A 14,390-nucleotide genomic window follows, 5' to 3' on the forward strand; every position below is an offset into this window, starting at 1 on the left:
GTCACGGGTGCCCCTTCCTGCCGGGCGTCGCTGTCATTCTCCCAGGGCCGAAATTACCCGCTTTCCGAATTCGGCGATCGTCTCCGGCGCCGCGAAATCGGAGAACCACACATAGAACCGCTGTGCGCCCTGGCTGCGCAGGCCGGCGAAGTAGTCGACAAGTTCGTCGGCGCGGCCACAGACCAGTCCGGGACCGAGCTGGCTGAACCGGCGGTGCGCCTTGGCGGTCACCGTCTCGGCATCAGCGCTGTCGCCGATGAAGCCGACCATCTGCTGCACCGAGGCACGCGCCGAGCCGACCTTGGGCAGCAGATCCGGCAGTTCGTCAACATGGGTCGCCGGCAGATTCCACCAATCCGCATAGCGGGCCACCAATCCCAGCATCCGCGGGCCGCGCCCGGCCAGCAGCAGCGGGATCGGAGCGCCGGGCGTCGGCAACTGGGTGTCCTCCCCGCCGGCCCAGTAGCGCCGCAGCGCGATCACGGTCTGTTCCAGGGCACTGACCCGCTGGCCGGCGGTCGCTGCACCGAGCCCGAAGCGCGACAGTTCATCGGGCATCGACCCGGAGCCCAGACCCAGCTCGAACCGCCCGCCGGAGGCCTCGGCCAGCGTCACCGCCTGCTTGGCCAGCACCGCCGGATGCCGAAACGCATCACAGAGCACCAGGTGGCCGATCTTCAGCCGTTCGGTGCGGGCGGCGACCCAGGTGGCGATCGTCATCGCCTCCCAGATCGGGGCGTCCGGCGCCATCGGGGTTTCCAGGTGGTCGATGAACGCCACCCCGTCGAAGCCACTGTCCTCGGCGGTACGCGCCCGCAGCACGATGTCGTCGATACTCTGCCTGCTCTGCGGCAGAAACAAGAACCACTCGGTCATCGATTGCCCCGGACTACATCGCCGCCCAGATCGACTTGGTCTTCAGATAGGCCTCGATGCCTTCGGCGCCGAATTCCTTGCCGACGCCGGACTGCTTGTAGCCGCCGAAGGGCACGTTGTGGTCGAACGTCAGCTGGCAGTTCAGCCCCACCATGCCGGCGTTGAGCCGCTTGCCCAGGTTGTGCGCGCGGGCCAGGTTGGTGGTCCAGGCGGTGGCGGCCAGCCCGTAGCTGGTGTCATTGGCCATCGCCACGGCTTCGTCGTCGTCGTCGAACGGCAGAATCGTGACGACCGGGCCGAAGATCTCCTCCTTGTAGAGCCGGCTGGTGGCCGGATCGACGCCGGTGACCACGGTGGGTTTGACGAAGTAGCCCTTGCGGTCCAACCGGTAACCGCCGCTGACGATCTCGACGCCGTCCTGTTTGCCTTGGTCGATGTAGCCCAGTACCCGGTCGAGCTGCTTCTGGCTGACCAGCGGGCTGATCATGGCGCCCTCATCCTTGGGGCCGCCCAGCACCAGATTGTCGCCGATCATCGCGATACCGGCCACCACGCGCTCATAGACGCTGCGCTGCACGAAGACTCGCGAACCGCAGACACAGCCCTGCCCGGAGTGCACGAAGATGCCCATCGAGGCCATCATGATCGCCATGTCCAGGTCGGCGTCCTCGTAGATCAGCACCGGGGACTTGCCGCCCAGCTCGAGGGTGACCTTCTTCAGGTTGTCCGCCGAGTCACGCATGATCTGCTTGCCGACCTCGGTCGAGCCGGTGAAGGCGACCTTCTCCACATCGGGATGCGCGGTGATCGCGGCACCGGCGGTGGCGCCGTAGCCGATCACGAAATTGGTGACGCCCTCGGGCACACCGGCTTGGGAGATCAGCCGCTCCAAGAGCACCGCCGACAGCGGGGTCTCCTCCGCCGGCTTGACGACACTGGAGCACCCGGCGGCCAGGGCCGGGGCGACCTTGGCGCAGGCGTTGAACAGTGGGCCGTTCCACGGGTAGATCAACCCGACGACGCCGTACGGTTCCTTCTGGGTGTAGGCGTGGAAATTGGCGTGGGTACTGTTGACGCCACCCTCCATCTGCACCTGGTAGCTGTTGCCGTTGATCTTGGTGCACCAGCCGGCGTAGTAGCGGAAGAACTCCGCGCAGGTGGACACGATCATCTCGGACTGGGCCGGCGGCATGCCGGCGTCCAGGGATTCCAGCTCGGCGAATTCCTTGGCGTGTTCGTCGATGAGGTCGCCGAGGCGCCACAGCGCTTTGGCGCGCTGGCGGGCCGGGATATCGGTCCACACGCCCGATTCGTAGGCGGCCTTGGCGGCGGCCACCGCCTCATCGACGGCTTCGGGTCCGGCATCGCGGAACTCGGTGATCTGCTCCTCGGTGGCCGGGTCGATCACCGGAATCACCTCGCCGGTGCCGGGCCGCTTCGCCAGATCATCGATTACCGACTGCAGTGCCATGTTCGGACCCTTCCACGAGAGCAAAGATGCTGGGCATCTGCTTAGCATCCGGCGCGCGGCCGGGTCAACAGTGAGACATTTTATCCACAGTCTGTAAAGGTGTGGGGCGTGCTGACGCAGGTCAAGCCGACTCGCGTGAAAAGACGAGAAAGCGGGGGCCTACAAACACGCCCCGCCGCCGGACGGCTTCTTCCGGGCGGCCAACCCGGCCAGGATCGACGACTCCACGCCGCGCCCGCGCGAGCTGGCGAACGGACCGGCTTAGCCGCGGGTCAGCGCGTAGGTGACGCCGGTGAGGTCTTCGGCGATCTTCCAGAGCCGCTGCTGGGCGTCGACGTCGTGGGCGCGGCCGGCGGCGCGGACCAGCACCGGCGGGCCGATCTGCTCGAAACGCCCGCCGGGCCCGTAGAACTGCCCGCCCGCGGCGGTCGGGTCGGTGGCCGCCCGCAGCATCGGCAGTGCGCCGTCGGTGGGGTCCTGGGTGAACCAGCCCGTCAGATGGCGGAAGCGACGGTTGAATACCCAACGCACCGAACGGGATTGCTCGCGCAGGATCCCCGTGCGGGTGCCGCCGGGGTGTGCGGCCAACGAGATCGCCCGACTGCCCACCGCTTCGAGCCTGCGCTGCAGTTCGAACACGGCCATCAGCTGAGCGAGTTTGGACTGGGTGTAGGCCACCGCCGGGGTGAACGACGCCTCCAAGTGCAGATCGTCGAACGAGATCCGGCCGCCCCGGCTGGTTTTGCTGTTCACCGCGATGATCCGCCCCGCCGACGAGGCCAGTACCCGGTCCAGCAGCAGGCCCGTGAACGCAAACGGCCCAAGGAAATTCGTGCCGAAGTCGCCCTCGAAGCCGTCGACGGTCAGCTGCCGGGTCTGGTGCATGACGCCGGCGTTGTTGACCAGGGTGTCGATGACGGGGTAGCCGGCTCGTAACTGCTCCGCGCAGGCGCGCACCGACGCCAGGTCGCTGAGGTCCAGGTGAACCACGTCGATGCGCGCGCCCGGAACCGTCGCGAGAATGTCCTCGCGGGCCGCCGCCGCGGCGTCGCTGTTGCGACAGGCCAGCACCACGGTGGCTCCCAGGCGCGCCAGTCCCCGAGCGACTTCGAGGCCGACGCCGGTGTTCGCCCCGGTCACAACGGCTGTCCGGCCGTCCTGGGACGAGCCGTGCTCCAGGGTCCAGTGCGACGCGTTCACAGGCCGAACTATAGAGGGGACACGGTTTTCGCTGTGTAGGGTCGGTGACTGATGCACGACGACATCGACCTCACCGACCTGGACCGGTTCACGTCCGGCTTCCCGCACCACGTGTTCGACGTGCTACGCCGGGAATCGCCGGTCTGGTTCCATCCGGCCACCGCTCATACGCCCGGCGGTGAAGGATTCTGGGTGCTCAGCCGCTACGCCGACATCGTGGCCGCGGCCACCGACCACGAGACGTTCTCCTCGGAGACCGGCGGCGAGCGCGACGGCGGCGGCACCACGCTGGAGGATATGCCGCTGGGTTTCGCCGTCGGCGCCCTGCTGAACATGATGGACGATCCGCGGCACGCGAAATTCCGAAAGCTGCTGATGCCCAGCATGACTCCGCGAGCACTGCGCGGTATCGAGCAGGATCTTCGCCGGCGCGCGGTCGGCATCGTGGATGCCGCGCTGGCCAAACGGGACTGCGATTTCCTGGTCGACGTCGCCGCCGAGCTGCCGCTGCAGGCGGTCGCGGAGCTGGTGGGTGTCCCGCAGGAAGATCGGCACGAGCTGATGAACTGGGCCAACGTCACGCTGGATTATGAAGATCGCGAGATCGGCGAAGTCAACGACCGGCTGGTGCAGGCCCAGGCCCGGATGGTGGCCTACGGCACGGATCTGCTGGAGCGCAAGCGGGTTCAGCCCGCCGATGACCTGCTCTCGGTGGTGACACACGCGGAGATCGACGGCGCGCCGCTCACCGCCAACGAGCAGCGGATGTTCCTGAGCCTGATCATGGCCGCGGGCAGTGAGACCACGCGCAATTCGATCGCGATCGGGATGGCGGCGCTCAGCGAACACCCCGAGGCGTGGGAACGGTTGCGCGCGGATCGGGAGCTGCTGCCGATGGCCGTCGAGGAGCTGCTGCGCTGGGCATCGTCGACGCCGTATAACCGGCGGACCGCCACCCGCGATGTCGAACTGCACGGCCGGCAGATCCGCGCCGGCGACAAGGTCAGCCTGTGGTGGGCCTCGGCGAATCGCGACGAATCGGTGTTCGCCGATCCCTACACCTTGGATATCGCCCGGAACCCCAACCCGCACTTGACCTTCGGACGCGGCGTACACTTCTGCCTCGGCTCGACCCTGGCCCGTCTCGAGATGCGGGTCATCTTCGACGTGCTGTTGGACCGGGTCGGCGCCGTCACCTTGACGGGGCCGATCGAGTACGTCCGCAGCAACAAGCATGCCGGGGTCCGGCACATGCCGGTCACCATCGAGGCCCGCTGAGGGCGGCTACCCCTATCCGCGTCCCGCCGTGGCAAACCGCTTGTCGGTGTAGCGGCGCAAATTGGCCAGGAAGCGGCGAAACGCCAGATTCATCAGCGGCCCGCTCACCGGGGAGAACAGTTTCGCCGGTCCGGTCAGCCGGTTGGCCAGGGTCCAGGTGAGCCGGCAGCCTTGGGCGGTGGCCTCGATGCGATAGTCCTCGACGAAGACCGCCAGCGCCGAGGTCGAGCTCGCGTTGAAGCGAAAGGCCATGTGGCGGCCCGGTTCCCAGGCCAGGAACTCCTCGTCGCCGACGATGCCGCCGCGCATGTCGACGACGCGGGTGGTGCCGACGCCGTGCGGTTCGGGACTGGTCCAGGTCACGTTGGTGATCACCGAGGCCCAGTGCGGCCAGGCTTTGGCGTCGGCGAGCACCTCCCAGATCTCGTCGGGCGTCACCGCCAGCTCGACGCTGTTGCTGAACCGCTGCGGCGCCCCCTCGAGAAATTCGAGGCCGACCTGCTCACACGGGTACATCCGAGACAACTGCTGCTTCCTTTCCAGTTAGCGCGCGCCGCGCACCAGACGGCCCGGCCGCGCGCCGGTGTCGGCGCCGTGGCGCCGGGTGACGGTACCGCTGACGATCGTGGCAACATACCCGCTCGCGCCCTGCAGCAGCCGGCGCCCACCGGCCGGCAGGTCATAGGCCATCCGGGCCGGGTGCAGGGTCAGCGCCGCCATGTCGATCACATTGATGTCGGCCTTCTTGCCGACCTCGATGACCCCGCGATCAGTCAGGCCGAACAACTGCGCGGTGTCCCGGCACTGCTTGCGCACCACGTACTCCAGCGGCAGCTTGTCCCCGCGATGCCGATCCCGGGCCCAGTGGGTGAGCAGGTAGGTGGGATAGGAGGCGTCGCAGATCATTCCGCAGTGCGCGCCGCCGTCGGAGAGCCCCAGCACGCCTGCGGGATGGGTGAGCATCTCGCGGATCGCATCGTGGTTGCCGTCGGCGTAGTTGAAGAACGGCAGCATCAGCATGGCCCCGGCATCAGCCTGCAACATCAGGTCATACAGCGTGGACAACGGATTCTCGCCGCGCGTGGCCGCGATCGCCGCCACCGAGCGGTCCGGGGTCGGCTCGTAGTCCGGCGGATCACCCAGGTCATAGATGCGATGCAGCGAGTGCTGCACCAACGCGAACATCGCGTCGAACTGCACGGAGGCGTCGGGCGGCAGATCCTCTTCGGACAGGATCGCAGCCTTGACCGCCGGTTCGGCGAGCCGCTGCGCGAGTTCCTCGCGACTGCACTCGGCTTTCAGCCGCCGGTAGGTCGGCCGATGGGTGAACGCGTGGTGCCCGGGGAAACCGAGCAGCATCCCGAACGGCCGCGCGGCGATCTGCGGATACAACGCACTGCCGGCCTGGTGGGCGGCCGCGGAGACGTCGAGCTGCTCTCGCCACAGATTCGGGTCGGCGTCGACCTGGATCAGCGCGAACGACACCGGCCGGTCGATCTCGCCGGCGAGGCGCTGCATCCATTCGAGCTCTTTCTTCGGCGCGACGATATCCTCACCGGCCGCACCTTGCGGGGCCAACTCGAACACCGCCTGCCCGCCGGCCGCCATGGCCCGGCCCAACCCGAACAGTTCATCTTCGGCGGCAAAGGTTCCGGGCACCGGTTCGCCGTCCATCGCCCGGTGCGCCAGCGTGCGGGACGTCGAAAAGCCCAGTGCGCCAGCCTCGATGGCCTCCTGTACCAGTCGGCTCATCGCGGCGATGTCCTCCGGGGTGGCCGGCTCGTTGCGGGCACCGCGCTCTCCCATGGCGTAGGCGCGGATCGCCCCGTGCGCGACCTGGCTGCCGACGTCGACGGCGAGGTTCTGCCGGTCAAGGACGTCGAGGTATTCGGGGTAGCTCTCCCAGCCCCAGGTGATGCCTTCGGTCAGCGCGGTACCCGGGATGTCTTCGACGCCCTCCATCAGTTTGATCAGCCACTCCTCGCGGCCCGGCTTCACCGGGGCGAAGCCGACGCCGCAGTTGCCGGTGACCACCGTTGTCACGCCATGTCCGCTGGACGGCTCCAGCAGGGCGTCCCAGCTGACCTGCCCGTCGTAGTGGGTGTGGATGTCGACGAATCCCGGCGCGACCACCCGGCCGGTGGCGTCGATCGTCTCCGCTGCGGCACCGGTCAGGCCGGGGTCATCGGTTCCGGTACGGCGATGGACCGCCACGATGCGCCCCCCGGAGATCCCCACGTCGGCCAGGTAGCGGTCGGCGCCCGTCCCGTCGACGACGGTGCCACCGGTGATCGTGAGGTCATACACGGCCGTCTCCTTCGATAGTGGTGTCGGGCGCGCCGACGAACGACGTTGATCAATTTGTACACATCTCGATAATGTGTGCAAGTGCTTGGCGAGACAGCCTCCAGAACGCCGCCGGCGCCGATGCTGGCCGCGGCGACCGATACCTTGCGCCAGGTCGGTCCCCGGCGTTTCAGCCTCACCGCCGTCGCCGAAGCGGCCGGCGTGTCCCGGGGCACCGTGCACAACGTCTTCGGGACCCGCGATGCCGCCATCGCCGCGGCACTCGATCACCTGTCCGCGGCGTTCATCGAGACCATGGCCGCCGAGGTGAACGAGCTGGACACCCTGGCCGAGCAGGTCGCAGCCGCCGCGGTGCTGATCTCGGCGCATCGCCGCAGATCAGCCGCCGAGCCGCGCGCGATCAATCAGAGCGTGCTGGTGCTGCTGCTGGAACACGGCGGCGAGGAGCTGATGCGGCGCTCGGTTGCACTGTGGGCCCCACTGGTACGCGCCGCACAACGCAGCGGCGAGGTCAGCAGCGAACTCGATGCCGGCCGCGCCAGCGAATGGATCGTGCGGGTGCTCTTCAGCTTCGAACTGCTCCCGCCGATGCGGGTGAATCTGGACAGCCCCCGAGCTGTGCGTCGCTTCGTCAGCGACCACATCGTGGCCGGCCTGAACGGGACACTGTCATGACCCGAACGACGGTGCACCAACCGCCGGCAACACCAAGGTGTCGATGACCTGTCGGACGAACGCGGCATCCAGGACCTGGCCCCGGACGACTTGTAGCAGCCCCATGGCCAGCACGACGTCGGCGACCATCGACCAATCCCGGTCGCCGTCGATCTCACCGCGAGCCGCGGCCCGCCCCAGGATTGTGGCGACCATGCCCTTGCCTTTGACGAGCACCAGATCGTCGACCGCGGCAGCCAATTCGGGCTCGTGAACGGCTTCCAAGGCGACGCGCAAGACCAAGTCGCTGGGGACCGGGTCTTGATCGTTGCGCCCAACGTGTTCGATGAGGGCGCCGAGATCGCCGGCCAGGCTGCCGGTATCGGGGATGTCCCTGGTGAGCAGATCGGGCCGCCAATAGATGAGTGCATCGGTGACCAGCGCGGCCTTGGATGACCAACGGCGATAGATGGCGGCCTTGCCGACACCGGCTCGCGCAGCGATGTCGTTCATGTTGGCCGCGTCGTAGCCATGCTCAGATACGACGGCCAACGCGGCGTCCAGGATCGCCGGATCACGGGACCGGTCTAGCCGCCCGTCGGTGCGCTGGCGCAGTCTCGATTCCATTTGGCTGACAGCTTTCACGCGTTGATCGGTTGGGGAATGGGGTCGGTACGGGCGGGTTCGGGCTGTGGGTCGTGCTTGGCGCGGAAGGTGTTCAGCGGCCACCAGAACCAGTGCCCCAACGCGGCGGCGATCGCGGGGGTCATGAAGGCACGCACGATGAAGGTGTCGACCAGTAGGCCCAGCGCGATCGCGGTGCCCAGCTGCCCGATCACACGCAGGTCGCTGACCAGCATCGAGGCCATGGTCGCGGCGAACACCACCCCGGCTGCGGTGACCACCCGACCGGAGGCTCCCATGCCCCGGATTATCCCGGTGTTGAGTCCGGCCGGGATTTCCTCTTTGAGCCGCGATACCAACAGCAGGTTGTAGTCCGAGCCCACGGCCAGCAGGATGATGACGGTCAGCGGCAACACGATCCACTGCAGTCCGAGGCCGAGGATGTCCTGCCACAGCAGCACCGACAGCCCACATGCGGTGCCCAGTGATGCCAGCACGGTGCCGACGATGACCAGGGCGGCCACCAGGCTGCGGGTGATCAGCAGCATGATCGAGAAAATCAGGATCAACGTGGCGATCCCGGCGATCGTCAAGTCGATCTTCACGCCTTCTTGCATGTCGCTGTACATCGAGGCGGTACCCGCCAGCGATACTTTCGCCGATTCCAGCGGTGTGCCCTTGATCGCGTCGGCGACGGCTTCCTTGATGCCCTGCACGTGCTTGATGCCCTCGACCGAGGCGGGGTCGCCCTGGTGGGTGATGATGAACCGCACCGCCGTGCCGTCGGAGGAGACGAACATCTTCAGGCCGCGTTTGAAGTCTGGGTTGTCGAAGACTTCCGGTGGGAGATAAAAGGAGTCGTCGTTCTTGGCCTCGTCGAAGAACTTGCCCATCAGCGTCGATCCTTCGGCGCCCTCCTGCATGTGGCGCTGGATCCCCGACATCGCGCTGTGGGTGGCCAGCATGAACCCGCGCATGTTCTTCATCGACTCGATCGTCTTGGGCAGATCCGCCAGCATCTGCGGCATCAGGGTGTCGAGTTTGTCGACGTCTTTGACGGTGACGCCCATGTCGTCGGTCATGATGTCGACGTCGTCGAGCATGTCGAAGACCGAACGCAGCGCTGCGCACGCCGGGATGTCGAAACAGTGTGGCTCCCAGGAGAAGTAACTCCGGAACGGCCGGAAGAAGTCGTCGAAATCAGCGACGTGCTGGCGCACCGTTTCGATGTCGCTGAGCAGCACGTGCATGTCGGCGGTCATGTCATGGGTGGCGTCGGTCATCTGGGTCATCACGCCGTACATGTGTTCCATGACGGCGATGGTGCGGCCCATCTCGTCGGCCTGCTCGAGCATCGAGGCCATGCTGTCGTTCATGAATTTCGCCGTCTGCAAGGTACTGGAGTTGCCCATGGCGATGACGAACGGAATGGAGCTGTGCTCGATCGGTGCGCCCAGCGGCCGGGTGATGGTCTGCACCCGCCCGATGCCGCGCTCGTGGAAGACGCTCTTGGCGATCCGGTCGATGACAAGCATGTCGGCGGGGTTGCGTAGGTCGTGGTCGGCCTCGACCATGAGCAGTTCGGGATTCATGCGCGCCTTGGAGAAATGCCGTTCGGCCGCGGTCTGCGCCACGTTGGCCGGGATCTCCTCGGGGGTGAACTTCTGGTCGTTGTAGTTCGGCACGTACGTCGCCAGGCTGACGAAACCGATCACCGCGATAAAAGACGTCACCACGATGATCGGTTTCGGCCACCTCGTCACAAAGGTGCCGATGGTCCGCCACCCTCGTTCCGAGGCCCGTCGGGTGGGATCGAAGATGCCGAACCTGGATCCGACCACGAGTACCGCCGGAGCCAACGTCAAACCGGCCACCATCGTTGCGGTCAAGGCAATGGCACACGGCAGCCCCATCGAGTGGAAATAGGGCAGCTTCGTCGCGGTCAGACACAGGCAGGCGCCCACGATCGTCAGCCCTGAACCCACGATTACGTGAACCACACCGTGATAGGCACTGTAGAACGCGTCTTCACGGTTCTGGCCGCGAGAACGGGCTTCCTGGTAGCGGCCCAGCAAGAAGATGAAATAGTCGGTTCCCGCGGCGATCGTCAGCATCGTCACCATGCTCACCGCGTACGGGGTCAGCCCGATGATGTTCAGATGGCCGGCGGTGGCCACGATGCCTTCTGCGGCATAAAGCTCGAAGCGAACCAGGATCAGACCGACGATCGCGCTCCGCAGCGACCGGTAGATGACCAGCAGCATCAGGAAGATGACGCCGATGGTGACCGCCGTCATCAGTTCCATGCTGTTGTGGGCGGCGATCAGCGTGTCGGTGTTGAGGGCGGTGTTGCCGGCCACGTGAGCCTTTACACCCGGCGGCGCCGGCACACTGTTGACGATGTCACGCACCGCGGCCACCGACTTATGGCTGCGGCCGGTGCCCTGGGAACCATCGAGGAATAGCTGTACATAGGCGGCCTTGCCGTCCGGGCTCTGGGAGCCGGCAGCGGTCAGCGGGTCACTCCAGAAATCTTGAGCGAATTGCACATGTTCGTCGGCTTTGAGCTTGGCGACGATCTGGTCGTAGTACTCGTGCGCACTATCACCGAGCTTGTCATCGCCCTCGATGACAACCATCGCCGAGGAGTCGGTATCGAACTCCTCGAACTTGTGCCCGATGTTCATCATGTCCTTGTAGGCCGGCGCGTCCAGCGGCGACATCGGCACCGAACGCTTGGCGGCCACCTCGCCGAGCCCCGGCACGAACAGCGTCGTCCCGATCGCTACCAGCAGCCAAAACAAGATGATGGGAACCGACAAGACCCGCAGCAGGTGGGCGATACGGGAACGCGGTTGCCGTGAATTGTCGGTGCTCATACCGACTTCACCAGGCAGTAGATGAACGGCTCGTACTGGTCGATGCTGCGGTCGTCGCGGACTTCACCATCGACGATCACCCGGCAACGCAGGTGGCCCATGCCGGCATCACCCTGCGCCACGATGTTCGCCGACATCGAGGGCAGCGTCGTGACGATGGTGTGCGACCACGGCAGCGGAGCGTCCTCGACCAGATGCGGCTGCCCATCCTCGTCGAGGAAGTTGAGGCTGACCGTGCCACCCGAGGGTGCCGTCACCTCGTAGGTGATGTGCTTGGGGTTGAACGGCTTGGTCTCGTCGGCGTTCGCATCACCGCTTGACGCGTAAGCGTTGGCGCCGAAACTATCCCGCACCCGCACGACGACGTATGCGCCGAGTGCGGTCACGACGACCAGAAGCAGCGGGATCCACAGTTTCTTGAGCAGTCCGTACACCCGCCGCCTCCTGTGTCTACCCCGCACCGTCGCGTGGCGGCGAGCATGGGCGGAACTCGGGTTCCGCCTGGGTCGGAGTGAAATGTACCCCATCACACCGCCGGGTTTATAGCGATTCCGCTGCCCTTTTCCCCAGACACCGGCCGCCGACGGTGCCATCATCACCTGCAGCAGACCATCGTTTTTGAAGTCCACAACGTAAGGACGACAACATGGGTGAGCGAGTAATCGACCGGCTGATGGGCATCGCCGACCAGTTGCGCGAGCAGGCCGGCGAGGCGGAGAAGATCGGCCGGTTGACCGATCAGACGGTCAAGGCGATGAAGGACGCGGGCTCGATCCGCCTGCTGCAGTCGGCCAAGCACGGCGGATATCAGGCGCATCCACGCGAGTGGGCCGAGACCGTGATGGCCACCGCGGCGCTGGACCCCTCCGCGGGCTGGGTCACCGGTGTGGTCGGCGTGCATCCCTACCAGCTGGCCTACGCCGATCCGCGGGTCGGCGAGGAGGTATGGGCCGAGGACGTCGACACCTGGATGGCCTCGCCGTATGCGCCGCAAGGCGTGGCCACACCGGTCGAGGGCGGTTACGTGTTCAACGGCCGCTGGGGGTTCAGTTCCGGCACCGACCACTGCGACTGGATCATTCTCGGGGCCATGGTCGGCGGTGCCGACGGCATCCCGGTCATGCCGCCGGCCATCCTGCACATGATCCTGCCCCGCACCGACTACGAGATCGTCGACGACTCCTGGGATGTGGTGGGGCTGCGCGGAACCGGATCCAAGGATGTCATCGTCAAAGACGCGTTTGTGCCCGGCTACCGCACGATGGACGGGATGAAGGTGATGGACGGCAGTGCCCAGCGCGAGGCCGGCATGACCGACCCGCTGTATCTGATGCCGTGGTCGACGATGTTCCCGCTCGGCATCTCCTCGGCGGTCATCGGCATCGCCGAAGGCGCCCTGGCCGCGCACCTGGAGTATCAGCGGGAACGCGTGAGTGCCACCGGAACCGCGATCAAAGACGACCCGTATGTCATGTACGCGGTCGGCGAGGCGGCCGCCGACATCAACGCCGCCCGCCAGGAGCTGCTGGCCAACGCCGACCGGATCTACGACATGGTCGCCGCCGGCAGGGAGGTGAGCTTCGCCGACCGCGCCGCGGGACGCCGCACCCAGGTTCGTGCGGTGTGGCGTGCGGTGCAGGCCGTCGACCAAATTTTCGCGCGCTCCGGTGGTAACGCGCTACGGATGGATAAACCGCTGCAACGGTATTGGCGCGATGCGCACGCCGGGCTCAACCATGCGATCCATGTGCCCGGGACCACGTTCCACGCCTCGGCGTTGAGTTCGCTGGGCATCGAGCCGGAGGGCCCGTTGCGGGCGATGATCTGAGCGGAAACGCTACCCGCGGGCCGGCGCCAATCGCTTGAGTGCCAGTCCGCCTTCGAACGGCCGGTAGCCGAATCCGCCGGGGGAAAGGTAGCCGGTGTCGCCCAGCGGTGTCGCGACTTCGGCGACCGTCGGCCCGATCTTGGCGGCGACGGGTGCCAGCGCGTCGAGGTCGAAACGGTACAGCCGGGCGGCAGTGGTGCCCAGGATCTTTCGGCACTCGTCCTCGGTCCGGTCGTGCAATGCCCAGCGGATGGCCAGCTTGGAGTGCGGCGCGAAGCCCTCCTCGTGGGGATAGTCACTGCCCCACATGATGTGGTCGGCACCCAGGTAATCGATCATTGCCGCGTCGTAGGGTGTCAGCTCGCTGGCCAGGTAGACATTCCGCCGGGCGTATTCGCTGGGCAGCAGCGTCATTGCGTCGACGGACGACCCGCCGAACATCCCGTAGGTGCGATTGTTCGCCTCGGACTTCATCGTGGGCACCATGGCGTCGAGCACCATCAGTTGCTGCTGCACCCACAGGGTGCCCTGCTCGGTCGGTACGAATCGCAGGGCGGGGTAGCGCTCGAAGACGCCGGCGAGGATGAGATGGCTCAGCGTGCGCTGCGCCCACAGCGCCATCTCGGTGATCAGCACCGCGTTGGAGGCCGGCTGGTCCATCGGCATCTCGGGGCTGCCGGCGCCGGCGTGCTGCACCACGGTCAGATCCAGCTCCGCACACAGTTTCCAGATCGGTTCGTAGCGGGTGTGAAACAGCGGGGCCACCTGCGGGTCACCCGGCGATACGGCCGGGATCAGCACGCCGCCGAAGCACGCCTGCTCGGCGCCCCACCGAATCTCGTTGAGCGCCAGGTCAATGTCGTTGGGAAAGACCTGGATCAGGCCGCGGCGCCGGGCCGGGGCCAACGCGCAGAAGTCGACTTGCCACCGGTTGTGGGCCTGCACACCGGCCCAGCGCTTCTCGAACTCGTCACGCGTGCGCGGCAGGCTGATGGTGATGTTGGGCGTGGTCGGGAAGAACGGGGGAACGGTGTTGGGCAGCAGGACCTCCGCGGCGACTCCGTCGGCGTCCATCTCCGCGATCCGCAGCTCGTGGTCCCAGTTCCGGTTGGCGGTGGCGACGATGAGATCGTCGAACGGACTGCTGTAGGTCTTGGCCCAGGCGTCGAACTCGTCGTGCAGCGATGCCGGCAGATACGGTTTGTAGCCGTAGAGATCGGCCCCGGCGTGGGTGTCGGTGGAGATGACGACGTAGCGATCCATCGTTGATTCC

General features: G+C 66.5%; 12 protein-coding genes. 3 read left to right on the top strand and 9 right to left on the bottom strand.

Going from position 1 to position 14,390, the window contains the following annotated elements; all coding sequences use genetic code 11:
- Nucleotides 1-33: 33 nt before the first annotated feature.
- From A5648_RS12260 to A5648_RS12270, 3 genes are all read right to left on the bottom strand, one after another.
- Nucleotides 34-876, bottom strand: a complete 843-nt coding sequence (locus A5648_RS12260; RefSeq protein WP_065024802.1) for an LLM class flavin-dependent oxidoreductase — start codon at nt 874-876, stop codon at nt 34-36.
- A gap of 13 nt (nt 877-889) precedes the next feature.
- Entirely contained in the window at nt 890-2,347 is a 1,458-nt protein-coding gene (locus A5648_RS12265; RefSeq protein ID WP_065024803.1) for an aldehyde dehydrogenase family protein, read from the bottom strand.
- Between the two features lie 261 nt (nt 2,348-2,608).
- The gene (locus A5648_RS12270; RefSeq protein WP_065024804.1) at nt 2,609-3,547 is read right to left on the bottom strand and encodes an oxidoreductase; all 939 of its coding nucleotides are present in this window, start codon (nt 3,545-3,547) and stop codon (nt 2,609-2,611) included.
- Between the two features lie 51 nt (nt 3,548-3,598).
- On the opposite strand from A5648_RS12270, the gene A5648_RS12275 reads away from it, so the two are divergent.
- Nucleotides 3,599-4,825 carry a cytochrome P450 gene (locus tag A5648_RS12275; RefSeq protein WP_065024805.1) on the top strand — a complete coding sequence of 409 codons (1,227 nt, stop codon included), beginning with the start codon at nt 3,599-3,601 and terminating at the stop codon, nt 4,823-4,825.
- A gap of 12 nt (nt 4,826-4,837) precedes the next feature.
- Here the strand turns inward: A5648_RS12275 and A5648_RS12280 are convergent, their stop codons facing one another.
- Together A5648_RS12280 and A5648_RS12285 are read right to left on the bottom strand one after the other, a co-directional pair.
- The gene (locus A5648_RS12280) at nt 4,838-5,341 is read right to left on the bottom strand and encodes an SRPBCC family protein (protein ID WP_065024806.1); all 504 of its coding nucleotides are present in this window, start codon (nt 5,339-5,341) and stop codon (nt 4,838-4,840) included.
- A gap of 27 nt (nt 5,342-5,368) precedes the next feature.
- Complete coding sequence (locus A5648_RS12285) at nt 5,369-7,132, bottom strand: N-acyl-D-amino-acid deacylase family protein (protein ID WP_065024807.1); 1,764 nt, start codon at nt 7,130-7,132, stop codon at nt 5,369-5,371.
- A gap of 81 nt (nt 7,133-7,213) precedes the next feature.
- On the opposite strand from A5648_RS12285, the gene A5648_RS12290 reads away from it, so the two are divergent.
- Nucleotides 7,214-7,807 carry a TetR/AcrR family transcriptional regulator gene (locus tag A5648_RS12290; RefSeq protein WP_234787406.1) on the top strand — a complete coding sequence of 198 codons (594 nt, stop codon included), beginning with the start codon at nt 7,214-7,216 and terminating at the stop codon, nt 7,805-7,807.
- Here the strand turns inward: A5648_RS12290 and A5648_RS12295 are convergent.
- The 3 genes from A5648_RS12295 to A5648_RS12305 are packed head-to-tail and all read right to left on the bottom strand — an operon-like array spanning nt 7,802 to nt 11,723.
- Complete coding sequence (locus A5648_RS12295) at nt 7,802-8,413, bottom strand: TetR/AcrR family transcriptional regulator (RefSeq protein ID WP_065024809.1); 612 nt, start codon at nt 8,411-8,413, stop codon at nt 7,802-7,804. The two genes, A5648_RS12290 and A5648_RS12295, sit on opposite strands and share 6 nt — an antisense overlap.
- 14 nt (nt 8,414-8,427) lie before the next feature.
- Nucleotides 8,428-11,289, bottom strand: coding sequence for an RND family transporter (locus tag A5648_RS12300; RefSeq protein WP_082966454.1), 2,862 nt, complete (start codon nt 11,287-11,289; stop codon nt 8,428-8,430).
- On the bottom strand, nt 11,286-11,723 hold the full coding sequence (locus tag A5648_RS12305) for an MmpS family transport accessory protein (protein WP_109470782.1): 438 nt from the start codon (nt 11,721-11,723) through the stop codon (nt 11,286-11,288). Before A5648_RS12305 ends, A5648_RS12300 begins: the two co-directional genes overlap by 4 nt.
- Before the next feature lie 212 nt (nt 11,724-11,935).
- Here A5648_RS12305 and A5648_RS12310 point away from each other — a divergent pair, with 212 nt between their 5' ends.
- On the top strand, nt 11,936-13,117 hold the full coding sequence (locus tag A5648_RS12310) for an acyl-CoA dehydrogenase family protein (RefSeq protein WP_065024810.1): 1,182 nt from the start codon (nt 11,936-11,938) through the stop codon (nt 13,115-13,117).
- Nucleotides 13,118-13,126: 9 nt separating this feature from the next.
- On the opposite strand, the gene A5648_RS12315 is transcribed toward A5648_RS12310, so the two are convergent.
- On the bottom strand, nt 13,127-14,380 hold the full coding sequence (locus A5648_RS12315) for an amidohydrolase family protein (protein ID WP_065024811.1): 1,254 nt from the start codon (nt 14,378-14,380) through the stop codon (nt 13,127-13,129).
- Nucleotides 14,381-14,390 lie beyond the last annotated feature (10 nt).

Source organism: Mycolicibacter sinensis (genome assembly GCF_001673565.1).
Classification (GTDB): domain Bacteria; phylum Actinomycetota; class Actinomycetes; order Mycobacteriales; family Mycobacteriaceae; genus Mycobacterium; species Mycobacterium sinense_C.